Consider the following 24,706-nt stretch of genomic DNA (forward strand, 5'->3'; position numbering starts at 1 on the left):
AAATGCAAAAGATAATAATCATTATATGTATGAGTATAATTATCGTGTTAGCACTAAGCACAGCGTTAGTTTTGTATATAAATACCGGTAGACCACCTAGTATAGACGAAACTGAAAGGCAAGTATGGAAATCAATCGGATACCATATTATTTTGGAGATGGACAATGAGGATGTGATTGTCTATAACTACACGAAAGATAGTTTACTACCTTTCGGGTTTGGCACCATAAATGATACAGGGGAGATCGTGATAGAGAAGTTATATGGTGCACCGCTTTTAAATTTATTGTTCTGGACAGATACCGCTAGTGGCACATTTCATGACGGAGTGGTTATTGATTTAATCGGGTTTAAGAAATATTTTGAAAGAATAGAAGATTTGCCTGATGTTAAAATTAAAACCTTTACAAAGAATCCGGTTCATAATTATGAGGTGTTTTTTAATCTCTTCGAAGAGAACTATAGTTTATTTAAAATAGCAAATGTAGATTGGAATGCTTTATATAGTGAATATAGAGCAAAGGTTACTGAGCAAACAACGGATGAAGAGCTTCTAGCTACTTTTAAAGAAATGATTCAACTGCTCAATGACGGACATACGAATGTTTTAACTGGATTACAAAGCGGGGTAGGATCGAAACGTGAAAAGTTACCAGGTTTCGAATTGTATCTAGATAATCAAGAGAAAATCAAGAAAAATAGTAAGAACTATTTATCTCAAAAAACGAAATGCATTATCAACAAGCATATTGAGTATGCTCCAATCAATGATGACCTGTATTATGTAAGAGTTAATGATTTTTATGCTACAGACAAACAAGCCATTAAGGATGGGCTAACTAAACTGCAAAGAGATTTAGATGGCATTTCATCGATTATCGTGGATTTACGGTTAAATCCTGGGGGAACAGATTATTTTGCGTTACAATTTGCCGAGCTATTTGCAAAGGAAGAGGTGTTTGTTTTTTCTAAGCAAACTCGTGTAGGTGATTACGACGAGTTTAATGAACCTACTAACATATACATGTCACCTGCTGATCACGCTCTCAAAGCTGAAAAAGTTATAGTGATGACAAGTAATGTAACCGGTAGTGCTGCTGAAGTAGCTACAATGGCGTTCGATCAAATGAATCATGTCACAATCATCGGGGAAACAACGATGGGAGTTCACTCTGATATAATTATGAGTATACTTCCAAATGGTTGGATTGTAACTTTAAGTGCAGAGAAATATACGGCTGCGGATGGTAACGTATATGAGCAAATCGGCTTGTTCCCAGATGAAAAGGTAATTCTAACAGAAGAAGCGGTGCTGAAGGGACTAGACACCGTTCTAGAGCGAGCTATTCAAGTTGTTAAATAATGAATTATTATTGTGACTACATGTATGACTGTGGTGAATATTCAGTGTGACTATTACATCCTATAATTGAATAAGAAATTGAATTTGGGAGAGGTTAATTAATGAAAGTAAAATTAAAATTATCACTATTCTTTACATTTTTAGGTTTTTTGGCTACTCTAGCGCTTTTATGGGTGCAAGAATCTGCAACAGCTGAATTGTTAGAAGGCATAGAGAATGCACCATCCCCATTTATTATAAACGTCATTACCGTAGTACAACAGGTTATATTAACCTTTTTGGCTAGTATCATTGGTTTATCATTATTACCAAGAGTCGGGTTAGAGGTTCCTTTTTTTCGTTCACTAGTTGATAAAACATATTCTTTTTCCTGGTCACGAAGTGCGATCTTGACGGCGGTTTTTGGTGGGGCTGTAGGGTCATTGATTATTTCGTTAGCGGACACATATGTATTTTCTCTTCAGATTCCTTCATTAGAGGATATGAACGTTCCAGAATCATGGGTGAAATCATTGTTAATGAGCGTCCTGTATGGTGGTGTCTGGGAGGAAATTTTCATTCGCTTATTCTTTATGACTTTAATTATTTGGCTTTTAAGTATCTTATTCAGAAAGACTGCGCCTCAGATTCCAGTCTGGATGTATTGGGCAGGCATAATGGTGGCTAGCGTTGGATTTGGAATAGGGCACTTACCAGCAACTGCCAGTCTTTTCGGGGAGCTAACAACTGTACTTGTGGTTAGAGCCATTGTTTTAAATGGAGTTTTAGGAGTTTTCTTTGGGTATTTATTCTGGAAAAAAGGCCTTGTTTACGCTATGATCGCTCATGTTTTTTACCATGTGGCAAATTTTATAATATGGATGCATATATTCTAATACACTGTAACGCCTTCTTTTTTGAGTAGGCGTTTTTGAATGGTATTCCGTATGTAGGGGAATCAAAGGGATGGTTCCAGTGATACTATTTTAAGAATATTCGATCTCTAGAATGAATAAAGAACGAAATCACGAAAGCGATGGCTCTCAAAATCCTGATGTCTTCATATTTTCATAAGGATCTTTTCGTAAAAATTGTTTGAGCGAATTTCTTGTCGTTCGTGGCTATAGCATCTTCATTGTTGTTAAAGTCTTCTCTTAAAAGGTTAAATAGTTGAATTTGCTCGTCTTTTGTTTGTCCAAAAACGTAGTGTAGATGTCTTTAAGCACTGTGGAACCGCCTCTTGAAAGAGTATATTTATCACCTCTTACAGGAAGGGGCAAATTAGCCATAATCAATGAGAAAAGTGCCTTTCATAAAAAACAAAAAAGTATGCCTTTTTTTGTATTGTTTAGTCGCCCAACCAAACAATGCAAGAAAGGACATACTTTTTATTATGCTAATCTTTTCACTGAATTAAGGGAAAGAGACTTGGTCTTATTACCCTGATGCATAAAAATGTTAGTTCCTTAATTCGTACAATATCACCTAATCCTTCCTAGGTTAGTGAGAGTGAATAGTTTAAAGACTTCACTCCATGTTTATAAAAGGTCTTTGTTACCATGCTACCTCCAGTAGGTGAGTAGGTTTATATATAAGACAAAGTCCCTGTCCCCCTGATTTCCCTATCCATAAATTAAGCCAACTCTTCTACCAAAGTGTCGAATAAGTGTAGCAATCTTAATCGCTTTTTCTTCTAACACAAAATGACCTCCGCATAGAAAGTGAGTCTCAGTTGATGGCACTTCTCTTGTAAAAGCATACGCTCCTTGTAGGGTGAAGATAAAATCGTTCTTTCCCCAAGTGATAAGAATTGGCGGTTGAAAGGTCCGTAAGTAATGTTGCCAGCGGGGATATTGTTCAACATTTTTTCGATAATCATAGGCAAGTTCTAATTGAATTTGATTATTGTCAGGACGATCTAGGAAAAATTGGTCCATGGAGTAGCTGTCGGGGCTAATAGCGAATGGATTGCATACTCCTGTTACATATTGTGTTCTCGTGAAATCAAGGGTTAGTAGCTCGAGAAAGGCGGCCTCCGTTTTCGAATTTCTGTCAGCCCAAAGAGCTTTAAATATGTCAAAAGGTTTTCCCAGTCCTTCTTCATGAGCGACAGCATTTTGAATGATTAGACCTTGAATTTTATGAGGATTACGCACAGCTATTCTAAATCCAATAGGCCCTCCGTAGTCTTGTAAATAGAGGATATACCTCATAACTCCAAGCTGATGGAGAAGTTTTTCCACGATAAGGGAGAGATGATGAAACGTATAAGAAAATTCGGTTACAAGGGGCATGCTGCTATTTCCGTACCCAGGATAATCGGGTGCTATTACATGAAAATCTTTGGCTAACAATGGGATAAGATCGCGGTACATGTGAGAGGAACTGGGAAAACCATGCAATAAGACAATGGTAGGACAAGTGGGATCCCCTGCTTCTCGATAGAATACACTTACGCCATCTATGGTCATTCGTTTGTAGCGAATCACTTTGGCACACACCACACTTTCAAATTAGTCTCAATCTATCTATATGACAAAAAAGGATTGGTCATTTCTAGAACGATTGAATTCCTCTGCATCCCGGTGTGTTTTTTATCCAAAATGGCAGGCTTTAATGGAGCAAGGAGTTCAAATTGAAGCAAAAACTCGAATCTACTTGGATCTGGGTTTTTTACTGTAGGAATTTAGTGCCATTTGATATGTTAATTTTAATGTGATTTAAGGTTTTCCCTCCCTGAACGGAACACCTTAGAATTTATTCCTACGGGGTTTGTGTTTTTTGCAGTAAGTCCATTAATTATAGTTACTTTATAGAGGCGAATGATAAAATAAACTATATCTATCCAAAAATATGAACTAGGTGGTATCAATATGAAAGACCTAATCCAAAAAATCGTCGAGTTTCGAGATGAGCGGGGATGGAATTCTGCTCACAATGAAAAAGATCTGGCAATTTCCATCTCTTTAGAAGCCAATGAACTATTAGAAAATTTCCAGTGGAGAAGTAGTGAAGAGGCCGTTGCTGAGTCCAATCAGAATATCAAAGAAGAAATGGCTGATGTACTCATCTATCTTTTGCAGTTAGCCGAAAAGATGGATATAGATTTGGAAGAGGAAGCCTTTAAGAAAATGGAAAAGAATGCGTTGAAATACCCAGTCGCAACAGGTAAGTAAAGATCAAATCGGAGGAACCACCAAATGGAACTAACCTACACGTTAACGGAAGAAGATTATTTAAGGTTCAATGTATTTCATATTAAAAACTCTGCAACTGGTAAGAAGGCCTTGAATATTCAGAGGTATGTTACACCGGTCTTTTTTGTTGTTATTGCCTATGTATTTTCGATTATATTACATAAGCCGTTTTTGGAAGTATTCCTTCCCTTCTTTATTGTAGGGGCATTGTGGGTGCTATTTTACCCGAAATATTTCTATAACCATATCACTCGTACGGTTAAAAAGGCTTTTAGAGAAGGAAATAACGAGGGGTTATTAGGTCAGCATAGGTTGACAATAGACGATGAAGGGTTTGTAGATGAAACAGCGAACGGATTAACAAGATTGGCTTGGGCGGGTGTTGTGGAAGTAAAAGAAGATGAACATAGCCTTTATATTTATAACAGTGCCGTTTCGGCCTATATTTACCTAAACAGGAAATAGACAAGGTTGAAGGTTTTAGAAAATATCTGAATGTAAAGTTGAAAATATAGATATCAATGGAAAGAGTCCATTGATTCTTTTTTTAGTATCTCCTTCTAGTAATAAGGTAAAATAAACTTAACTAAACAGAAAGGAGAGATCCTTATAACTTTTGGTCCAAGAATTTTAAAAACTGGGTTAGCGGTCACGCTATCCATTTATATGTGTATGGTATTTGACTTGGAGCATGCGGTTTTTGCAGGTGTAGCTGCCATATTAGCTATCCAACCCTCCGTTTACCGTACATGGAAGCAATTGCTAGATCAAATTATCACGAACACACTGGGCGCCTCCATTTCTTTATTTTTTATTTACTTCTTTGGTGAACATCCTATCACTATTGGTTTTGTTATTATCTTAATGATATCCATTAGTATTAAACTCAAGATGGAAACGACTATACCTTTAACCCTTGTAACGGTCATTGCGATCATGGGAGCGACGGGGAGTGAGGATGTTTCATTTGCTATCGAACGATTTCTTGTCATTCTCATCGGTACGATTACAGCTATCATGATCAATATCACTATTTTTCCACCAAATTATAAAAAGAAATTCACTGAAGATCTTCAAAAAACGTTTCAACATATGTCTCTATTAATGAGAACGGCTATTTCAGATGAAATGAGAGAAGCTTCTTATCAAGACATTCATCAGAAATTTCAATCAGACTTAACGAAGCTGCAAGATCAATTCAAACTGTTAGATGAAGAACGTTCCAAGTTAGGGAAGTCCACCAAATTAAACGCAAGAGAGCTCATTGTATTGAAACAAATGATAAAGGCGTTTCGGGAAGCTCATCACCTTTTAGCATGCATTGAAGATCACTATTTCCAAAGTCAACCGGTAAAAAGTGAAACCACCTTATTTGATGAGAAGCTTGAGGAGTTAGTAAAATATCATGAATATCTTCTATTAAAATATTTGGGTCTCATCAAAGAAGATCACAACATGATTGGTTTTAAAATATTAGATAATCAAGATGCGTTTTATTCTAACGTTTTAGAAAAGTCTGAAGAGGATAAAGAACAGAAACTCCGTCAGACTATCATTGCTTCGTCCATCGTTCATTATTCCTTTCACTTGGAGCGTCTAGAAAAGGTCATCCATCAATATATAGGGAATGAAGTAAGGAATACCGTTCAAGGTCAATACTAGTCAATAGAAGGCTTTTAAAGGAGTACTATACAGAAAAGGAGAGGTACAGTGGTATACATACTTTTAATCATAGGATTTGCACTACTAATAGTTGGGGCGAACTTTTTTGTAGACGGTTCCTCTAACATCGCACGTGGTTTACGAGTGTCACCTCTATTAATTGGATTAACGATTGTTGCTTTTGGCACTAGCTCACCAGAGGCAACCGTCAGTATCCTGGCTGCTCTTGAGCAAAACGCAGGGGTAGCCATAGGAAATGTAGTAGGTAGTAATATTTTTAACATCACACTAGTGGTAGGATTAACTGCTCTAATCAATCCGTTAAAAGTAGAAAATGTCACCATCCGTAAAGAGATTCCTTTTACCCTGTTAGCAGGTGTAGTTCTATACGTGTTGATTAGTGATAATCTTCTGCAAGGAGCTTCTCAAAATTTAGTCACGAGAGCCGATGGATTGATTCTTCTGTTGATTTTTGCTATTTTTCTTTACTATATTTTTGAAGTAGCCAGACAATCTAGAGAAAGTATGACAGGTGAGAGGGTGTCTTCAGAATCAGAATCTGAAACAGTGAAATGGGGAAAGAGCCTCTTTCTAGCCCTTGGTGGACTAGCAGCCATTATCTTCGGTGGGGATTTAGTAGTCAATAGTGCAACAACAATTGCTCTTTCATTTGGGATGAGTGAGACGCTGGTCGGCCTATCCATTGTAGCGGTTGGAACATCCTTGCCAGAACTCATCACCTCTGTTACGGCTGCATTTAAAAGGGAGAGCGAGATCGCTATAGGAAACATTGTCGGAAGTAATATCTTTAATATTTTGTTTGTATTAGGAGCGGCATCTGTCATTTCTCCGTTAGCTGTAACAGGTAAAATATTTATTGACATACTATTAATGGTCTTCCTGACGGTCTTGTTACTAGTTTTCTCCAGAACCAACTTTAGGGTAGGGAAGGGAGAAGGAATTGTTCTAATACTCTCCTATATTGTCTATATGGTTTATATTATTATCAGAAATTAATTGAGTCTACATGTAGTGGATTTTGGGGAACGGTTCCAGCCATCTTTAGGAGAGCCGTTCCTGTGATATAAGCCTCACGATCCAAAAGCTTCATTTTGTAAATACTTCGTTACATTTTCTCAAGATCATACTTTTCTCTAATAGAAGCAGGTGCCCCGCCAACCACACGCTGGAACAAGAACGTAAGCAGCGTCAAGTCATCAACAATTCCAAATACAGATAAAAAGTCAGGGATTATATCAATCGGCAGAAGAATATATCCAGCCACAAGAAGTAGGGGAACGATTTTTTGTTTTGCCGTTACTTCTTTTGATAGATAATAGTCTTTTAAAAACGGTAGGAACTTAGAGATTCTCGTCATGAATTTTAGTCGTTTAAAGAGCTTTATCATAGTAATCTCCTTCCTTTTGTTCGATATGGATGAAATCTTGGTCATTTCTTGTGGTCCCATGTTGACAAATCATTCTGGTTTTAAAGCGATACGAGTAGTGTTCGGATGATGGTCCTACATCCTGTGGCAGGGTAAAACGGAACGGTATTTCGTTATGATCTGAACGTTTAATCGTTTGTGATGTATAGATCGTTACCTGACCAATGACTTGTTCGGCTTTCGTTTGTTGGTCAATCTGAATCAGATCACTTTCTAATCGTTTAATTTCTTGATGAACTAGTCCACCTTTTATACAAAAATGTCCTGTGACACACTCACCTGGGTAATACACATTTTACCTAATAGCAGGTCTATTCTTGCAGAACCTACATGGAAGATTGACATTATTTTCTGAAATAGCATGATTTTGATCTTCTCCTCTAATAAAGTGCTTAGCGTATTTCTTTCACGCTTCTCTCCTCATTATTCTGTAAACCAGCTGGTTAGAATAATGAGGTTTAGGTCAAATAGAAAGACCTCCGCCAGAATGGGCAAAGGTCTTAGAATCAAGAAAGACCCCTACCGCTTGGTAAAGGTCTTGCTAACAACCATGGTTGTCAACAAAGCCGAGGGTTACCCCTGGAATGACGACTTTGCTGTAAAAGCTACTCCCCTTTAGGAGAACGAACTATTTGATTAACTTTATTTTATTCACATTTTAATATGTTGTCAATTGGTATTTATTTTGAGTGTAAATCAAGGGAAATCAAGGGGACAGGGACTTTGTCTTATGTTGTAAGACAAGGTCCCTGTCCCCCCTAAGAATTCCCACTTGTAATCAAGAGGTATGGTTGCATACTAAAAAAATGAATCAAATCAGAAGGGAGATGAGGTGTTGGAATTTTCACTCAGTCTAATTATTAATGTTATCATCGCTATCTATCTATTTGTAGACGCTAGAAAACGCGAGAAGAATTCTTGGGTTTGGGGGATTTTAGGATTTTTATTTGGTCCCATCGTATTAGGTATTTACTACATCCAAACAGGTCGGAAAGGGCTTGGGTGGATCATTGTAATCCTCTCCATCCTATGGTTTATTTTTGCTTTCATCTTTGGAATTATTGGCGCAGTATTCGGCCTCTTCGCTTAATAGGGGACAGGGACTTTGTCCTTGTGGAAGTGGCCTCCAGTCGAGAGTTAGTATCATGAAACAACATAAGTTAAAGTAACCAGGCTTCCCTACTCAAGAGGGAAGCCTATTTACTGTGAACCTAGTATATTCCTAAGTTTATAAAGAAGACAAAGTCCCTGTCCCCTAGTTCCAATCATTTGAAACGGATTAGGAATTACATCACAATAGAGATTGAAGAGAATAGAACTTATCCAATAAAGGAGCTGTAAGAATAATGAAAACAACGCAACAAATTGTGTTAGCGAGTCGACCTGCTGGGATGCCAGATGAGAGTACGTTTCAATTTGTGGAGCAAGAAATTGGAGAGGTAAAAGACGGGGAGATTTTACTTAAAACATTATATGTATCGGTAGACCCGTACATGAGGGGTAGAATGAGAGAAGGCAAATCGTACATTGAGCCGTTCCAGTTAGGTAAAGTTATTGAAGGTGGATCCATTGGTGAAGTCGTGGAATCTAAGTCTGAGCAGTATCAAGTGGGAGATGTCGTCATTGGTGGGTTTGGCTGGCAAACATTTTATAAGGCGACCGAGCAGGAAGTTCGAAAGATTGATCCAGAGTTAGCACCGATTAGCACTCACTTAGGTGTTCTTGGAATGACGGGACTGACGGCGTATTTTGGGTTATTAGATATCGGTAAGCCGAAAGAAGGAGAGACTGTTGTCATCTCTGGTGCAGCAGGTGCGGTTGGCTCTATCGTTGGACAAATTGCGAAAATCAAAGGGGATCGAGTAGTTGGAATAGCAGGCTCTGAAGAGAAGATTTCCTTCTTAAAGGACGTATTGCACTTTGATGAAGTGATCAACTACAAGACGGCTGAAGATATGAAGACTGAAATCGAGAAGACCTGTCCTAATGGAGTGGATGTGTACTTTGATAACGTCGGTGGTGAAATATCAGATGCAGTGTTCACTCAGCTTAACCGATTTGCTCGTGTTCCAGTTTGCGGAGCGATTTCAGCGTACAATTTAGAACAAGCGGATGTTGGTCCACGCGTGCAAGGCTTCCTCATTAAGAAAAGTGTCTTGATGCAAGGATTTACGGTGGGGAATTACTCAGATCGTTTCCAAGAAGGAGCGAAGCAGCTGGCAGAGTGGCTGCAGGAAGGAAAGTTAACGCACCGAGAAACGATTCGTGAAGGTTTTGAGAACATTCCAGATGCCTTTTTGGATCTGTTTGAAGGCAATAATATAGGCAAGCTGTTAGTAAAAGTGGCAGATCGTTAAGAAAAATGTAGCCGCCCATTCCTTGGTAGTGAATGGATGGGCGGCATTTTTTAAAAGATAAGACAAGGTCCCTGTCCCCTTAATCCTCACTCCTCCTCATTCAATAATGCCACAAACTGCGGCAACCCCTTATCAAGGAGTAATTGAAAAACTTCCATCATGTCATCGACGCTTGTTTCGTTAACTTCTAGTAGATGCTGTAAAATGACGCCGTCTACGGCTCCTAGTAACCAGGAGGTAAGGGCTTTATTTAGGCGTGTATCTTTAAGGCCATATAAATTCACAAGAATTTCTTCTATTCGAAGGTTCCATTCCTTATATTTTTCTTGAAATTTCCCTTGTAAGTCTTTGTTGCCAAGTAGGATTTCATGGGCGAAGTGGTATTGTAGTCGGTTTTCAGCCTCTTTATAGAATCGTTCCTCCGTTTTCTGAAGAACGTCCAATTTAATTTTCGTTTTGGTTCCTTCCTGTTGGTGGATTCCTATAGCAATCCGTGTGGAATCAGAAAGACTGTCGTCTAGTAGATCATAGAGAATGTCGTCTTTGTTTTTATAATAATGATAGATAGCACCTGTGCTCAGTCCAGCCTCTTCTGCGATGGCTCGGACTGTCGCACGGTTTGACCCATGCTTACTAATTACCTTTCTTGCTGCAGCAAGAATCTTTTCTTTTCCATCCACGAGTTTTATCCTCCTTACGTATTCTTAGAATACCATAGCTAGTAAAAGACATAAAATCTCTATATATTGTGAAATAATTCACATTGACTATCCTAGTAGACAGGAATATACTAGAGACATAACGAACGTTCGGTATGTTTGGTGTTAAAAACTAAATTAGAGGGTGAAAGCTATGACGATTTGGCCTCATGTTATCACTATGCCTATGTATATCCTATTGTTGCTGGGAATCATTGTCTTTTTTCGAAAACATTATAAGCTTGCAGCTTATTTTTGGCTTGCTTCTTTACTAACGTTTCCACTTTGGTTGATGGGAAATGTGGAGGGATGGTTTCGCTGGGTCAAAATATTAAGCGTTATCATTCCAACAATTATTGTTGGGTTTTCACGGATTGCTGTGTATGAAGACAAGAAAGGGAAAGTCTGGGATTATCTTAAAAATGAAAAGTTCTTGTGGTTCTTTTACGCTATTCTATTTTTAAATATTGCAGAAGCTACGATGAAGGATGTTACGCTTGGAAACTATTTTAATGCAGCCACTGGATTTCTTTTATGTGTAACTATCCCGTTCGCACCGAAATTCTGGAAGATAACTATGGATTCTCATGCAGACTTAGTTGCCTATACGACTGCTTCTTGGAACTTCCTTTATACAACGTGGAATGCATGCTTTGTATTCGCTGAATCTCCAACCTATTTTGCGAGCTCACTTTGTATTCTATTAGCGGCTGAATTATATCCCATTATAATGAAACGCCCAGAGCTCTATATTACAGCGCGTGTCTATACATTAGCCGCACATCTTTTACTACGTGCATGCTTTGATATCTTCCCGAACGTGATGGATTCTTCCTCTTGGTACAATCCTGAGGTGTTAAAAGTTTGGGGGATCATTAACTTCATCTTAATTGTTCCTTATGTATTCTGGCATATGTGGCAGCTTCACAGTGACAAAGCGCAATATAGCTTCAGACGTATCAAATCAGCAGCATAGAAATATAGTCTCTCGATTTCCTTTATTCTTGTGTAGGATTGTTTGCTCACTATTGAGCAATCTTTAAAATCAAGGGAGGTAAGGGTTATGGGTTTGTTATATGAGTCAACAGGTTTTGTTGGTTGGGGCATTTGGTTTTTCGTCTTATTTGCTCTTATGGCGTTTAATGAGTTTAGTCGAACAACGAAGTGGGGAGGTATTACGCTATTTCTAGTAGTTCCGGTGGTACTAACCATCTTCGTTTGGCCGACAACGGCTGCTCCAGGGAATGAATACGGGACGGGTACTTGGTTTAACTGGGTTAAAACGTATTCCGCTTTAGCAGGCTGTCTAGGATTTATGCTGATAAGGTATTACCCTTCAATTGCGAAGAAAAGTGGGTGCTTTTGTTTCCACCTGGGATTCTTGTCTTAAATATTTTAGAAGCGTGTATCCGCGATTTCCAGGTGTTTATGTACGGGGCTTGGGACGGTGCCTATATCGATAATCTGTGGGTAATGTCCGGTCCGTGGAATATTATGAACGGTGTTGCCGGTTTACTAAATATTATTGCTATTTGTGGATGGATGGGCATTTATGTGTCGAGGGATTCTTCAAAAGATATGATTTGGCCAGATATGATCTGGGCGTGGATTATTGCATATGATTTGTGGAATTTTGCGTATACGTATAATTGTATATCAGACCATTCCTTCTACTGCGGGTTAGCGTTACTATTGGCCTGTACTATTCCAACGTTCTTTATAAAAAAAGGAGCATGGCTTCAACATCGTGCCCATACTCTTGCGTTATGGATTATGTTCGTCATGACCGTTCCATCATTTGCTGATCAGATAGCTCCTGTTCCGACTACCCATAATCCGACTGCTTTCTTTGTCGTGAGCTTATTGTCTTTACTTGTGAATGTGGCACTTGTTGCGTATCAATTCTATCGAATTCGCAAGCTTAAGCTAAACCCATTGAAGGATGAGATTTATGTGGGAACAAAAGCTTATAAGGAGGTGCAAGAAGAAAATCTTCTTGCAGTGTAATCTTTCATAAGTGAGACTCTTAAGTAAGAAGAAAAACCCTAGTTGTTCTAGGGTTTTTGTCTCTATCCATTCAATCCGTTCTACCCCGTTCACTTTTCTTCATAGCAATTCTCGCTAATAAACAAGACAAAGTCCCTGTCCCTCAATGCCCTTCGTGTGCTAAAGTTACGGTAACTACTTGTAGGAGAGAGGAATAGGCATGACGAGGAAGATTTATTACGAAGACTCATATAGGAGGACCTGTAACACTCATATTGTTCAGCAGCACAAGGATGAAATAGGGCTTTATGTGGTTCTAGAGGAAACGATCTTTTACCCAACGGGTGGAGGGCAGCCTCATGATACGGGAACCATGAATGGTGTGGTCGTCACCCAAGTGGAAAGGGAGGATGGAGAGATCCGTCACTATATTGAAACAGCCCTTCCAGAGGGTGAGGTTACGTTAGAATTAGATTGGAACAGACGATTTGACCATATGCAGCAGCATGCAGGACAGCATATTTTATCGGCTGCTTTTGCGGAAAGCTTAGGATATGAAACCGTAAGTTTTCATCTTGGAACAGACTTTTTGACGATTGATCTAAAGACACCGAGCCTCACCCCTGAAGAAGCTCTTCAAGCCGAAGATTTAGCGAACAAGATCATTCAAGATGCACGCCCAATTGAGACGAAGTGGGTATCTCGTGAAGAGCTAATAAACTATCCATTAAGAAAGCACATATCAGTGGAAGAGGATATCCGCCTCGTTATCATTCCTGAATTCGATTACAACGCGTGCGGCGGAACGCACCCTCGTTTAACGAGTGAGGTAGGGACTATTAAAGTATTTGATTGGGAAAAGCATAGAGGCAATGTTCGCCTCCATTTTGTGTGTGGAGATCGTGTAAGGCAGCAATTACAGGGGAAGCATGAAGCCATAAGGAATTTGACGAGTACTCTTCAATCACCAGAAGGAAAACTGGTTGAAGCTGCCGAAAAACTTTTACACAATCAAAAGGATCAAGAGAAAGAGATAGAGAGCCTAAAGGAACAGCTACTTTCATTCGAACTGAAGGATTTAGTAGCGAATGCGGCTACAAAGGAATCCTATGCTTATATAAAAGGCGCGTTTACCCATCGTCCGATAAAAGAACTGCAAACCCTAGCGCAGAACATTACAGAGGATCATAACCAGATGGTAGTGGTATTAACGGTTCAAAATGATGAAAAACTTCAACTCGTTATGGCGAAAGGCAGTGAACCAGCCGTTGATATAAGAAGTGTAGCGAAACTCGCTTTTCACCTTATAAATGGTAAAGGTGGGGGAAAAGAATACCTTGTTCAAGGTGGAGGAGAAGCGGTTATGACTCCAACCGAGTTTCTTATACAAATTGAAGAATTACTAGACTAGAATAGAGATCCCCTAGGCTTTTAAGAGGCCCTTAGGGGATTTGTTTGTTTCAGGTGTAATCAGAAAAAAGGCCACGCATAAGGAGAGTAATGCAAGTACAGCAATAACCAGAAACATGACAAAGTGACTCTTATCCATTAAGTAAGAGAAGACCGGCGGACCTAATGCCACCCCCACAAAGCGCATGCTACTATACAAGGAAGTAATGGTTCCACGTTCTTCTTTTTCAATTCCTTCTGTAATGAGGGCATCTAGGCATGGGAGTGAAGCGCCAATCGCTACTCCTGTAAGGAGTAAAGAGCATACAAGAAAATAGACGCCATCAAAGAAGGAGGTTACTCCTGCTCCAAGAGTTAATACCAGTAAGCTAACGACCGTTACCCATTTCATGACAATCTTGTTTTGCTCGATCCGTTTCCCTGTCACAAAAGAGGTGATACAGAGAGCGGCTAATGGGATGGCGAGAATCACTCCCTTTAGAATGCTGCTTACCCCGTACTCTTCCTCTAACATGGTAGATAAGTAAAATAAAATGCCAAATAAAAATAAACATGAGGATGCCACCAATGATAAAAATAGCGGAGATCCACTTACCGTCTTTCCGGAAGATATCTTTTACTTTTCCTATAAATTCCTTTGCCGTTTGCTTTTCAGATTTTTTCTTTTTAGGTGTGTGAACAAAAAAGATGACAAGTACTATAGAAAGCAGGCAAAAAATCGGAAATGCGAAAAAAGGAAGAAACCAAATCAAATTGGCAAGTATTGCTCCTAGAATGGGACTAAGGACTTTTCCAAATGTATTGGATGTTTCAATGAGACCAAGACCCTCGCTCACTTCACTTTCTTTTTTGTACATATCCCCAACCAGCGGCAGAACGATAGGCGCAGCCCCCGCAGCGCCTACTCCTTGTAGGGCTCTCCCAATTAAAATAATAGAAAACGGTTCCGTTAGCTGCCAGGAAGCAAAACCTGATACTAACCCCCCAATCCCTGCGATGAACAAGCTTGGAATGATGATTTTTTTTCGACCGTACTGATCGGATAAGTATCCTGCAATAGGGATTAGAATAATGGCGACAACAGAATACACTGTAATAACTAAGCTAGATTCAAAGGAAGAAATGGAAAGCTTTTTTTCAATCGTTGGGAGCACAGGGATTAACATGGAATTTCCTAGGGTCATAATTAAAGGAATAGAGGCAACGGAAATTAAATCAAAGCGTCTCTTCTTACTCACTGTTACATCCTTCTTCCATAGTTGATGAAAGTATGTTTCCAAATTACTTTCCGTGTTATTCAAGGGAATCACTGGGATGTTTCGCCTTTCCTAATACACTCCGAATTCCACTTTGTGATATGATTAACATAATAAGACATCCTCCCATTGGGGAAGCTAGTTAAAACATACATATATTCCAAGATATAAGGAGAGAGTACAATGTCCTTACAAAAACAAATTGTTGAAGAAATGATGGTCCAACCAACCATTAATCCAAAAGAAGAGATTCGAAAAAGTGTTGATTTCTTAAAAGCCTATCTGAAGAAACACTCTTTCTTAAAAGGATTTGTTCTTGGAATCTCTGGTGGCCAAGATTCAACTCTTACAGGGAAGCTGGCTCAAATGGCCATTAACGAGATGAACGAAGAGAATCATACAGATGAATTTAAATTCTATGCTGTTCGCTTGCCGTACGGTGTTCAAGCGGATGAAGATGACTGTCAGGATGCTATAGAGTTTATCCAGCCAAGTGAAGTACTAGTGGTTAACATTAAACCAGCTGTCGATGCGAGTGCAGCCACACTAGAGGCTATTGGGGTAGAACTAAGCGATTTTGTAAAAGGAAATGAAAAAGCGCGCGAACGAATGAAGGCTCAGTATAGTATTGCGGCGATGAGACAGGCGGTCGTACTTGGGACAGATCATTCTGCGGAAGCCGTAACAGGCTTTTATACAAAGTACGGTGACGGTGGCGCGGATCTTGTTCCAATCTTCCGACTAAATAAGCGCCAAGGGAAAGATTTATTAAAAGAATTAGGTGCACCAGAGCACCTCTACTTAAAGAAACCAACTGCGGACTTAGAAGAAAATCGACCTGGTCTACCTGACGAAGTAGCCTTGGGTGTAACATATGATCAAATCGATGATTACTTAGAAGGCAAAGAAGTTCTATCAGAAGCGGCTAAAACCATTGAAGGTCATTATCTAAAGACACAGCACAAACGTCATATGCCGATCTCTATTTTTGATGATTTTTGGAAATAAATCGAAGTAAATTAACAATACAATTAACGCAACAAAAAAGCTTGGGATATCCCAAGCTTTTTATTATTAAGGCTCTGTTAAAGAATAATGTTGATTTTTGCTGATTACCAGCTGTTGATTGGAGCTAAATGGCGAAGACTCCTGCGGGAGATAGCGTTTGGTGGAGACCCCGCAGGCTTGCCGAGGAGGCTCCACCAACGCCCCGCGGAAAGCGAAGTCATTTGGCGGAATTCAACAGCGTTGTTTAACAGAGCCATTATTAAATGTGTTATTTCTCTACCTTTGTTATCATTTCTTAATATGTAATCATTTTGCAATTACAGGAACCCAAAGTTCATTTCTCGGTCTATATTTTGGTGGATAATAGCATTCGATACATGGGATATCAGCAAGTTCATATCCAGAGGTTGGAACCCATTCTGTGTATAATCGCTCCCACGCATTCCTAATGCCTGGAAAGACAGCCCATGTGCGGTGAGTAATAATTAGCGTTTCCATATCACTTGGTACCTTTCCATCATATCTAACACCCATAAAGTATGTAAATCCTTCGCCAATAATGGCTGCTTCTTTTCCGCAAACGCCCAAAAGACTTTCAAGAGAGCATTTTTGTGCGTCCCAGGACATATCAATCAATTGTTGCATAAATCCATCTTTTTTAGCGCTGCTCCAAAGCGTAGGAATTGTTTTAAAGGCTCTATTTGTTTTGACTATTTTACCTTTTCCTATAACTTTTAAATCAAAATTAAGATTTTCAATCCGATACTCCATTTTGGTAGCCCCTTTTATTTAATTTATTTCAATTAAACTAAATTAATTTTTATTTCTTCCACTAAATTACTTCCTACTCTAACCTTCTTTGTTAGTTGGAGAACTGAATTTTCTTAATCTTTAAATTTATTTTATCACATAATGGTATAAATCCTTGATATTTCTCGTAATTGACTGATAATTATTTAGCAATTTCACCCTAATTTGTTATGATATTTTGTTATTAATTTCTTATAAAACGTTGATAGATCATGTTTCTTCACAAAAACTGAACTACTTACCTTATGAGGTGTGTGCTTTTGTAACGCAAAAATTTTCTTGATAAAACTTTCCAGAATGAAAATTTAGAATATTTTAAAAGGTATTTTTAAAATCTTTCTAGAACTATTGTATGATACACATTTTTTGACGAAATGTAGGGGGGAAGAGAAAGAGATGAATACAACACAACAAAAACTTGAACGTGTTATAGAAAATATAGAAAAAGTAATGATTGGAAAGAAAGAAGTAGCGGAGCTAAGCGTAGTCGCGTTACTTGCTGGAGGACATGTTCTATTAGAAGACGTTCCAGGCGTGGGGAAGACCATGATGGTGCGGGCGTTGTCAAAGTCGATTGGTGCTGAATTTAAGCGAATTCAATTTACTCCTGACTTACTACCTTCAGATGTAATTGGGGTATCCATCTATAATCCAAAAGAACTTCAATTTGAATTTCGTCCCGGACCCATCATGGGAAATATTATTCTAGCAGATGAAATCAATCGAACATCACCCAAAACACAGTCTGCCTTACTAGAGGCAATGGAGGAAGGTAGCGTCACCATCGATGGAGTAACAAAACGTCTAGAGTCTCCTTTTTTTGTTATGGCGACTCAAAATCCAATTGAATACGAAGGAACGTACCCATTACCAGAAGCACAGCTTGACCGATTCCTATTAAAAATGAAGATGGGTTACCCAGATATTCTAGAAGAAATGGAAGTACTAAATCGCGCCCAGCGTACGCCTCCTATTGAACATTTGACAAGTGTTATGACAGTAGAGGAATTAATTGAGATTCAAGATGAAGTAAGAGAAGTCTTTGTGGATGAGACGATTAAGAAATATATGGTAGAGCTTGTGAATAAGACAAGAACGCATAACAGTGTCTATTTAGGAGCGAGTCCTCGTGGAACGATTGCTTTAATGAGAGCTTCACAAGCACTAGCTTTGTTAAAAGGAAGATCCTTTGTCTTACCGGATGATGTACAATATTTAGCTCCGTTTATTCTATCTCACCGTATGATATTGAAGCCAGAAGCACGCTATGAAGGGATTCTAGCAGAAGAGATTCTTGCACGTATTGTGGCTACGATGCCGGTTCCGGTGCAAAAGGTTGTGAGGTAATGAAGCACCAGTTTCTGCTGTTAAAGGCTATTGGTAAGTTTTTTGTAGTTTTAGCCTTTATGGTTATTACATTCTCGTATGCCATGTTCCAAGGGGGATTTGTGAGTTGGTTTTTATTTTATAGCTTTCTGCCATTTGCAGGCTATTCCCTGTTACTCTTTTTATACCCACTCAGTTCTCTAGACGTGACGAGAGAATTGAAGACAAAAGCATGGAAGGCAGGAGAGCCGCTTACGGTCGTAGTAACGATTCGAAGAAGGTTTCCGTTCCCGCTTTTTTATTTGTTGATTGAAGATGTGGTGACTCCGTCCATGTTTAAGCATTCTCCGTCTGATGTAGTCAAAACAGTGATTTATCCTATGTTCAAACGGAAAATTCAACTTGAATATACCATTCAGTCCATCGCCAGAGGGGAGCATGTGTTTGCAGGGATACGCATCCAAACGGGAGACATATTCGGACTTTTCTCAAAGGAACGCTTTGTTCCTGTTACGGATGAGGTACTTGTGTATCCATCATTTGTGGAAATACCGTATCGTCCTGTTGAAAACAAATACGACCAGGGCGCTGCTAAGACTGAGAACAAGTTTCAAAAGGACACCACAATGGTGACGGGAGTTCGGGATTATCAAGGTGGAGACCGATTTTCTTGGATTCATTGGAAAACGTTTGCTCGTACGAATGAGTTAAAGACGAAGGAATTTGAAGAAAAGCAATCACACGATGTTCTAGTGCTCCTTGACCGTAGTCCCTCTGAGCAATTTGAAGAGCTTGTCTCCTTTACCGCTTCTATTATTCGAGCGATCGTCAAGAAAGGGGCTCAGGTAGGACTTCTTTCCCTAGGGAAGGTAGCTTTTCTATCGGGTATTCGAGAAGGTCAGGACCATTTAAATTCTCTTTTCTACCATTTAGCAAAGGTGGAAGGAGATAGTATTCATAGCTTTGGGAAAGCCCTCGAGAAAGAAGGGGTTGTTTATCAGCAATCTGCAACCATCCTATTTTTGACCACACGGATTGGTCGTGGAGATGTGGATGCCCTTTATAAGTACGCAAAACATAACCCGTCCATTGTTATTTTTCTTGTGAAAAAGAGAAGTCAAAGCTTGTCTACTGCAGACAAAAACATGCTAGCTTTTGCTTCCTCTCGTGGTATCCGAGTAAAAGTTGTATACGAGGATGGATTTGAACAAGCATTTTTAGAGGTGAAGCGAGCATGAATAGTCTAAAACAATGGAAAATTTGGTTTCTATACGGAGCTGCCTTTATTCTGCTTTGGGAGTGGCTCAGGCCTCTAAGGGAGCTAACAGACACGGCAAATCTTCAGTATTTTGTCATTTTTATGGGGATGTCTCTGTTGCTTCATGTTTTCCAAGTGAAGCTGCTGTATTCTTGGCTGTTGAAAAGCGTGTATGTCGTAGGAAGCCTGTATCTTCTTTATTTTAAAGCAGATAATACAGAAGTGAACTGGATCATTCGTCTTATTGAAGACCTAGTTTCTAACGTCATGCTGTTAGTAGGGATGAACGCAACTGATTTAAGCTTTAGCTTCCGAAGTCTATTATTCTTCCTGCTTTTATGGATGATGACGTATCTTATACAATATTGGCTAATGATTCGAAGTAGTATGCTATTATTTTTTATCATGACTGTTGTGTATATTGGAGTTTTAGATACCTTCACTACGTATGACGGAGCTCTTCCTATTGTGAGAACTTTGCTAGTAGGTTTCCTTTTACTAGGGATTCTAGCATTTCAAAAGCTGTCAAGAAAAGAAGGAATTGTGATTACGTTTCAATCTCTTAACAGATGGCTTGTACCACTGATTCTCATGGTAGTGTTTAGTTCATCTCTCGCTCTTGCAGCGCCAAAATCCGATCCTATTTGGCCAGATCCGGTCCCTTTTTTAAAAAGCTTAAATCCAGACAGTGGACAAGGTCCCGTTGGAGTAAAGAAAGTAGGGTACGGTGAAAATGATAGTCAGCTAGGTGGAGCGTTTATTGGTGATGCTTCATTAGTTTTCACAGCAGAGGTGACAAAAGAGCACTACTGGAAGGTGGAAACGAAGGAAGTCTACACTGGTAAAGGGTGGGAGTCAAGCGGCGAAACCTCTTTATTGTCGTTTGAGCAAGAAGAGGATATACCGTTTAAATGGGAGACTCCTAATGAAGGGGCTTTAACTAGAGTAGAAAAGGTTGAAAATGTGTTGAAATATAATCATATTGCCTACCCGTACGGTGCAGAATCTGTTACCATCCCTGACCAAGATGAAATCGCGTTTAATTACTTGCTGCCAAAAGATAAAATTGCCCCAGTCACCCCAAATCAAGAGGTGGTGACAGTGGATTCGTATGAAGTGTCGTACAGAGAACCTGTTTATAATCTAACAGACTTACAGGCGGCAACAAGTGAATCGGTAACTTTATCACAAGAGTTTGTCGCTCAATACACTCAGCTTCCAGATACCCTCCCAGAACGAGTAAGAGAGCTTTCAGCGAGTATTGTAGAAGGGAAAGAAACTTGGTGGGATCAAGCGAATGCCATTGAAGATTATTTCAGGCTTAATGGTTATGTGTATGAAACCTCTGATGTACCTGTACCTGAAGAAGGGCAAGATTATGTAGATCAATTTTTATTTGAGTCTCTGCAAGGCTATTGTGATAACTACTCTACCTCTATGGTCGTCTTGTTACGCTCCGCTGGAATTCCGTCTCGGTGGGTAAAGGGTTTTACAGAAGGGGAGTATAACTCATCACTAGAAAATGGAGTCAGACTGTATGATGTGAAAAATGATCATGCACACTCCTGGGTAGAAGCCTATTTTCCTGAAGTTGGTTGGGTGATGTTTGAACCAACCGTTGGCTTCACAGGATCAGCGGCCGTAAATGACGACACGAGAGAAGATTCTGCCACTACAAATAATGAAGAAACGAAGCCTAATGAAGTGGAAGAGCAAGATAGAAACCAAGATGTTATGCCAGAAGATGAAGTGGCTAGTGGAGAAACCGCTACCCTTCCACTACGAGTCGAAGCAAGATTATTCTTTGAACGAAACTGGTTATGGATTATCAGCTTGACCATCCTAGTGCCGCTGCTGATTTTTGCAATGGTCAAGACTCGACGTAGCTGGATACCGATCTTTTACAAGCTTCAGTATAAAAGGAATCGCCAAAATAAAGAGGCGTTTGAAAAAGCGTATCTTTCTCTGTTAAAGCAATTAGAGCGTTATGGCCTACATATTCAGGATGGTCAAACACTAAGAGCGTACGCGAAATATATTGACGGCTTCTTCGGGACATGGGATATGGCTCGCTTAACGGATCAATACGAGCAAGTCTTATACGGTGGCCAAGATTTAAAAGGCAATCATGATGAATTGTTTAAAATGTGGGAAAATTTAATTAATAGAACGAGAGGTTGACCAACTATCATACAAGGGGTAAAATGAGACAAAATTATACCTAACAAGTTCTTCGTATATCCTCGATAATAAGGTTCGAGAGTCTCTACCGGGTCGCCGTAAATGACCTGACTATGAAGGCAGAATTCTTGTATGTAACATTCAAACCAGAATTCTGCCTTTCTCTGTAGAGAAGGGTGGATTCTGGTTTTTTTGAAGATTTTTTTAGAATGTAATAAGGTCAATAATTTCAAAGAGAGGTGTCCAAAATGGTAGAGCAAAGAGAGTGGAAGAATCAAGATTTTATTCTAGTATTAGATTTTGGGAGTCAGTACAATCAGTTAATTACGCGAAGAATTCGAGAGTTCGGCGTGTATAGTGAGCTACATGCCCACACGCTGACGGCATCAGAAGTGAAGGACTTAAATCCAACGGGAATTATTTTCTCTGGTGGTCCGAATAGTGTATATGACGACGGAGCATTTGCATGTGATCCTGAAATTTTTAATCTAGGAATTCCAGTGCTAGGAATTTGCTATGGTATGCAGCTTATGACCGTACAGCTTGGTGGAAAAGTCGAGCGAGCTAGTCACAGGGAATACGGAAAAGCAGGGATTCAACAAACAGAAAACTCTTTGCTATTCCACGAGCTTCCGAAGGAGCAAGTGGTGTGGATGAGTCACGGTGATCTTGTAACAGAAGCACCGGAAGGCTTTACGATTGATGCTATCAGCCCTTCTTGTCCAATTACTTCTATGAGCCATAAAGAAAAAGGGTTCTACGGGGTTCAGTTCCATCCAGAAGTTCGGCACAGTGAGCACGGAAACGCTCTACTGAAAAACTTTGTGTTTGAAGTGTGTGGATGTAAAGCGGATTGGTCTATGGAAAACTTCATTGAAATGGAAATGGAGAAAATCCGTAACCTAGTAGGCGATAAAAATGTACTTTGCGCTCTTAGTGGCGGGGTAGATAGTTCAGTTGTAGCTGTATTAATTCACAAAGCGATTGGTGATCAATTAACTTGTATTTTCGTTGACCACGGCCTACTTCGTAAGGATGAAGCAGAAGGTGTAATGAAAACCTTCTCTGAAGGCTTCAATATGAATGTTATTAAAGTAGACGCAAAGGACCGCTTCCTTTCTAAGCTTGAAGGCGTATCCGATCCTGAGAAAAAGCGTAAAATCATTGGAAATGAGTTTATCTACGTATTTGATGATGAAGCAGCGAAGCTTGAAGGAATTGACTACCTTGCACAAGGTACTCTTTATACAGACATCATTGAAAGTGGAACAGCCACAGCTCAAACAATTAAATCTCATCATAATGTAGGTGGTCTGCCTGAAGATATGAAGTTCCAGTTGATTGAACCATTAAACACGCTATTTAAAGATGAAGTCCGTAAGTTAGGTTCAGAGCTTGGTATTCCTGATGAAATCGTTTGGCGTCAACCTTTCCCAGGTCCAGGACTTGGTATTCGTGTTCTTGGATCAATTTCAGAAGAAAAGCTTGAAATTGTTCGAGAATCCGACGCTATTTTACGTGAAGAGATTAAGAAGGCGGGGCTTGACCGTGACATCTGGCAGTACTTTACGGTCCTACCGGATATCAGAAGTGTTGGAGTCATGGGAGATGCTAGAACGTATGATTACACGATTGCGATCCGTGCCGTTACATCTATTGACGGTATGACATCTGACTGGGCTCGTATTCCATGGGATGTGTTACAGGTCATCTCTACGCGAATCGTGAATGAGGTTGCTCACATTAACCGCGTTGTGTATGACATTACGAGTAAGCCACCTGCTACCATTGAGTGGGAATAAAGACATAACTTGATTTAACAAGGTACAGCCTATTTTACATGGTTTATTGAAATATAAAACGTGTGAAATAGGCTGGATTTAAAGTAATACCCCCCACCACCCCCACCAAGATAAATCCTACAATTTTTATACGTCTCGTACCTTACCCCCAAAATATAAATGAATCAGAAAAGACTACTTCCTATTTTTTGAAACAATTTTGTAAGAAGATATAAGGGGAAATATAACTGTTTCAAGTTATTTGCGTATTATAACGTAATTTAAAAATGAATAAATTGAACGTGATGGTTACCGTAAAGTTACCAACGATAGTTCATTTTGAATTGTAATATTCTTATGTCCATGGTACGCTAAAATAAAAAGGAGACAAAGGAATGGATTATTTCCAAGCAAGAATATCTAGAGAAACTGCACAATACTTTCAGATTTTAAAGGAAATTTATGAACAAGAAAATGAAAATAGTTTAACACAGTCTAATATTATTTCTCAAGCATTGGAAGATGTTTCAGCTTTAAGCCAATGGGAAAAAGTGGTGGAAGGCAACACAATCAAACTACAACCTAAAAAGAAATTACTGATAAAGATTTACGAATTAGAGTTCAATTGAGTCCACAAACTCAAGAAAGTATTGAAAATTACAAGTATTATTTGCCTCAGTTCGCAGGTACTAGAAGTATTACCTTAGGCGTAACTTTAAATTATATTTTAAAGGAGCTATTTTAGTTAGAAGTAACCCTAATTTTATTGATAATTTGTCTAAAAACATTGATAGTATTTTAGTTAAATATGAAACAAGATTAATAGACTTAATTGCGCCGATAAATAAGGAATTTTTTGAAAGTACATTTAAAGAGTTGAAAAATGAAATTTTAAGCAGACAAGAAATAGAGAAATAGGATTTATTTAAACACTGAAAATAATAATTAGAAAAGCTTTAAACTGATTTTAAAATCGTTTAAGGCGG

Annotated in this window: 20 protein-coding genes, 4 pseudogenes and 1 riboswitch; of the genes and pseudogenes, 17 read left to right on the top strand and 7 right to left on the bottom strand. The window is 39.1% G+C overall.

Going from position 1 to position 24,706, the window contains the following annotated elements; all coding sequences use genetic code 11:
* The first annotated feature begins 2 nt into the window (after positions 1–2).
* Positions 3–1,364, top strand: coding sequence for a S41 family peptidase (locus M44_RS02465; protein WP_010170614.1), 1,362 nt, complete (start codon positions 3–5; stop codon positions 1,362–1,364).
* 101 nt (positions 1,365–1,465) lie between these two features.
* Positions 1,466–2,239 (top strand): CPBP family glutamic-type intramembrane protease, encoded by a 774-nt coding sequence (locus tag M44_RS19785; RefSeq protein WP_010170615.1) that lies wholly within the window; start codon positions 1,466–1,468, stop codon positions 2,237–2,239.
* 229 nt (positions 2,240–2,468) lie between these two features.
* Here M44_RS19785 and M44_RS26705 read toward each other — a convergent pair.
* Positions 2,469–2,569 (bottom strand): annotated as a pseudogene (locus M44_RS26705) (IS1595 family transposase); the annotation flags it as partial.
* Between the two features lie 396 nt (positions 2,570–2,965).
* Positions 2,966–3,832: an alpha/beta fold hydrolase gene (locus tag M44_RS02475; RefSeq protein WP_010170616.1), complete on the bottom strand. Its 867-nt coding sequence runs from the start codon at positions 3,830–3,832 to the stop codon at positions 2,966–2,968.
* A 384-nt stretch (positions 3,833–4,216) separates the two neighbouring features.
* On the opposite strand from M44_RS02475, the gene M44_RS02480 reads away from it, so the two are divergent.
* The 4 genes from M44_RS02480 (at position 4,217) to M44_RS02495 (ending at position 7,219) form a co-directional block, all read left to right on the top strand.
* A complete protein-coding gene (locus M44_RS02480; protein ID WP_010170617.1) occupies positions 4,217–4,519 on the top strand; it encodes a nucleotide pyrophosphohydrolase in 303 nt (100 codons plus the stop codon).
* Between the two features lie 24 nt (positions 4,520–4,543).
* The gene (locus M44_RS02485; RefSeq protein WP_010170618.1) at positions 4,544–5,005 is read left to right on the top strand and encodes a YcxB family protein; all 462 of its coding nucleotides are present in this window, start codon (positions 4,544–4,546) and stop codon (positions 5,003–5,005) included.
* 162 nt (positions 5,006–5,167) lie between these two features.
* Positions 5,168–6,202 (top strand): FUSC family protein, encoded by a 1,035-nt coding sequence (locus M44_RS02490; RefSeq protein ID WP_272941168.1) that lies wholly within the window; start codon positions 5,168–5,170, stop codon positions 6,200–6,202.
* 48 nt (positions 6,203–6,250) lie between these two features.
* The gene (locus M44_RS02495) at positions 6,251–7,219 is read left to right on the top strand and encodes a calcium/sodium antiporter (protein ID WP_010170620.1); all 969 of its coding nucleotides are present in this window, start codon (positions 6,251–6,253) and stop codon (positions 7,217–7,219) included.
* Between the two features lie 109 nt (positions 7,220–7,328).
* Here the strand turns inward: M44_RS02495 and M44_RS02500 are convergent, their stop codons facing one another.
* Both M44_RS02500 and M44_RS19790 read right to left on the bottom strand, forming a co-directional pair.
* Positions 7,329–7,610: a YkvA family protein gene (locus tag M44_RS02500; protein ID WP_010170622.1), complete on the bottom strand. Its 282-nt coding sequence runs from the start codon at positions 7,608–7,610 to the stop codon at positions 7,329–7,331.
* Positions 7,594–7,941, bottom strand: coding sequence for a sporulation protein (locus M44_RS19790; protein WP_010170624.1), 348 nt, complete (start codon positions 7,939–7,941; stop codon positions 7,594–7,596). The genes M44_RS02500 and M44_RS19790 overlap by 17 nt, the downstream gene beginning before the upstream one ends.
* Positions 7,942–8,481: 540 nt before the next feature.
* Between M44_RS19790 and M44_RS02515 the strand changes: the two genes are divergently transcribed.
* Entirely contained in the window at positions 8,482–8,739 is a 258-nt protein-coding gene (locus M44_RS02515) for a hypothetical protein (protein ID WP_010170627.1), read from the top strand.
* Between the two features lie 256 nt (positions 8,740–8,995).
* Positions 8,996–10,006: an NADP-dependent oxidoreductase gene (locus M44_RS02520; RefSeq protein WP_010170628.1), complete on the top strand. Its 1,011-nt coding sequence runs from the start codon at positions 8,996–8,998 to the stop codon at positions 10,004–10,006.
* 86 nt (positions 10,007–10,092) lie between these two features.
* On the opposite strand, the gene M44_RS02525 is transcribed toward M44_RS02520, so the two are convergent.
* Positions 10,093–10,686 carry a TetR/AcrR family transcriptional regulator gene (locus tag M44_RS02525; protein ID WP_010170629.1) on the bottom strand — a complete coding sequence of 198 codons (594 nt, stop codon included), beginning with the start codon at positions 10,684–10,686 and terminating at the stop codon, positions 10,093–10,095.
* A 172-nt stretch (positions 10,687–10,858) separates the two neighbouring features.
* On the opposite strand from M44_RS02525, the gene M44_RS02530 reads away from it, so the two are divergent.
* From M44_RS02530 to M44_RS02540, 3 genes and pseudogenes are all read left to right on the top strand, one after another.
* Positions 10,859–11,680, top strand: coding sequence for a hypothetical protein (locus M44_RS02530; RefSeq protein ID WP_010170630.1), 822 nt, complete (start codon positions 10,859–10,861; stop codon positions 11,678–11,680).
* 156 nt (positions 11,681–11,836) lie between these two features.
* A pseudogene (locus M44_RS19800) lies at positions 11,837–12,711 on the top strand (DUF5692 family protein).
* A 199-nt stretch (positions 12,712–12,910) separates the two neighbouring features.
* Positions 12,911–14,101 carry an alanyl-tRNA editing protein gene (locus M44_RS02540; RefSeq protein ID WP_010170633.1) on the top strand — a complete coding sequence of 397 codons (1,191 nt, stop codon included), beginning with the start codon at positions 12,911–12,913 and terminating at the stop codon, positions 14,099–14,101.
* Positions 14,102–14,113: 12 nt separating this feature from the next.
* Here M44_RS02540 and M44_RS29745 read toward each other — a convergent pair.
* Positions 14,114–15,338: pseudogene (locus tag M44_RS29745) on the bottom strand (MFS transporter).
* A gap of 201 nt (positions 15,339–15,539) precedes the next feature.
* Here M44_RS29745 and nadE point away from each other — a divergent pair.
* Positions 15,540–16,364 carry an ammonia-dependent NAD(+) synthetase gene (gene nadE / locus M44_RS02550; protein ID WP_010170634.1) on the top strand — a complete coding sequence of 275 codons (825 nt, stop codon included), beginning with the start codon at positions 15,540–15,542 and terminating at the stop codon, positions 16,362–16,364.
* 306 nt (positions 16,365–16,670) lie between these two features.
* On the opposite strand, the pseudogene M44_RS02555 reads toward nadE, so the two are convergent.
* Positions 16,671–17,153, bottom strand: a pseudogene (locus tag M44_RS02555) (GyrI-like domain-containing protein); the annotation flags it as partial.
* Positions 17,154–17,570: 417 nt separating this feature from the next.
* On the opposite strand from M44_RS02555, the gene M44_RS02560 reads away from it, so the two are divergent.
* The 5 genes from M44_RS02560 (at position 17,571) to M44_RS27465 (ending at position 24,349) form a co-directional block, all read left to right on the top strand.
* Positions 17,571–18,521 carry an AAA family ATPase gene (locus M44_RS02560; protein WP_010170636.1) on the top strand — a complete coding sequence of 317 codons (951 nt, stop codon included), beginning with the start codon at positions 17,571–17,573 and terminating at the stop codon, positions 18,519–18,521.
* Positions 18,521–19,738, top strand: a complete 1,218-nt coding sequence (locus tag M44_RS02565) for a DUF58 domain-containing protein (RefSeq protein ID WP_010170637.1) — start codon at positions 18,521–18,523, stop codon at positions 19,736–19,738. The genes M44_RS02560 and M44_RS02565 overlap by 1 nt, the downstream gene beginning before the upstream one ends.
* Positions 19,735–21,939, top strand: a complete 2,205-nt coding sequence (locus M44_RS02570) for a DUF4129 domain-containing transglutaminase family protein (protein ID WP_010170638.1) — start codon at positions 19,735–19,737, stop codon at positions 21,937–21,939. Before M44_RS02565 ends, M44_RS02570 begins: the two co-directional genes overlap by 4 nt.
* 32 nt (positions 21,940–21,971) lie before the next feature.
* Positions 21,972–22,073, top strand: a riboswitch (purine riboswitch).
* A 114-nt stretch (positions 22,074–22,187) separates the two neighbouring features.
* A complete protein-coding gene (gene guaA, locus M44_RS02575; protein WP_010170639.1) occupies positions 22,188–23,741 on the top strand; it encodes a glutamine-hydrolyzing GMP synthase in 1,554 nt (517 codons plus the stop codon).
* 374 nt (positions 23,742–24,115) lie between these two features.
* A complete protein-coding gene (locus M44_RS27465) occupies positions 24,116–24,349 on the top strand; it encodes a hypothetical protein (RefSeq protein WP_010170640.1) in 234 nt (77 codons plus the stop codon).
* Positions 24,350–24,706 lie beyond the last annotated feature (357 nt).

Source organism: Bacillus coahuilensis m4-4, from assembly GCF_000171615.1.
GTDB classification, from domain to species: Bacteria; Bacillota; Bacilli; order Bacillales; family Bacillaceae_K; genus Bacillus_T; species Bacillus_T coahuilensis.

Excerpts from the sequence above, each read along its gene's own strand:
- M44_RS02465 (WP_010170614.1), top strand. The coding sequence starts at position 3 with ATGCAAAAGATAATAATCATTATATGTATGAGTATAATTATCGTGTTA.
- M44_RS19785 (WP_010170615.1), top strand. The coding sequence starts at position 1,466 with ATGAAAGTAAAATTAAAATTATCACTATTCTTTACATTTTTAGGTTTT.
- M44_RS02480 (WP_010170617.1), top strand. The coding sequence starts at position 4,217 with ATGAAAGACCTAATCCAAAAAATCGTCGAGTTTCGAGATGAGCGGGGA.
- M44_RS02485 (WP_010170618.1), top strand. The coding sequence starts at position 4,544 with ATGGAACTAACCTACACGTTAACGGAAGAAGATTATTTAAGGTTCAAT.
- M44_RS02500 (WP_010170622.1), bottom strand. The coding sequence starts at position 7,610 with ATGATAAAGCTCTTTAAACGACTAAAATTCATGACGAGAATCTCTAAG.
- M44_RS02520 (WP_010170628.1), top strand. The coding sequence starts at position 8,996 with ATGAAAACAACGCAACAAATTGTGTTAGCGAGTCGACCTGCTGGGATG.
- M44_RS02530 (WP_010170630.1), top strand. The coding sequence starts at position 10,859 with ATGACGATTTGGCCTCATGTTATCACTATGCCTATGTATATCCTATTG.
- M44_RS02540 (WP_010170633.1), top strand. The coding sequence starts at position 12,911 with ATGACGAGGAAGATTTATTACGAAGACTCATATAGGAGGACCTGTAAC.
- nadE (WP_010170634.1), top strand. The coding sequence starts at position 15,540 with ATGTCCTTACAAAAACAAATTGTTGAAGAAATGATGGTCCAACCAACC.
- M44_RS02560 (WP_010170636.1), top strand. The coding sequence starts at position 17,571 with ATGAATACAACACAACAAAAACTTGAACGTGTTATAGAAAATATAGAA.
- M44_RS02565 (WP_010170637.1), top strand. The coding sequence starts at position 18,521 with ATGAAGCACCAGTTTCTGCTGTTAAAGGCTATTGGTAAGTTTTTTGTA.
- M44_RS02570 (WP_010170638.1), top strand. The coding sequence starts at position 19,735 with ATGAATAGTCTAAAACAATGGAAAATTTGGTTTCTATACGGAGCTGCC.
- guaA (WP_010170639.1), top strand. The coding sequence starts at position 22,188 with ATGGTAGAGCAAAGAGAGTGGAAGAATCAAGATTTTATTCTAGTATTA.
- M44_RS27465 (WP_010170640.1), top strand. The coding sequence starts at position 24,116 with ATGGATTATTTCCAAGCAAGAATATCTAGAGAAACTGCACAATACTTT.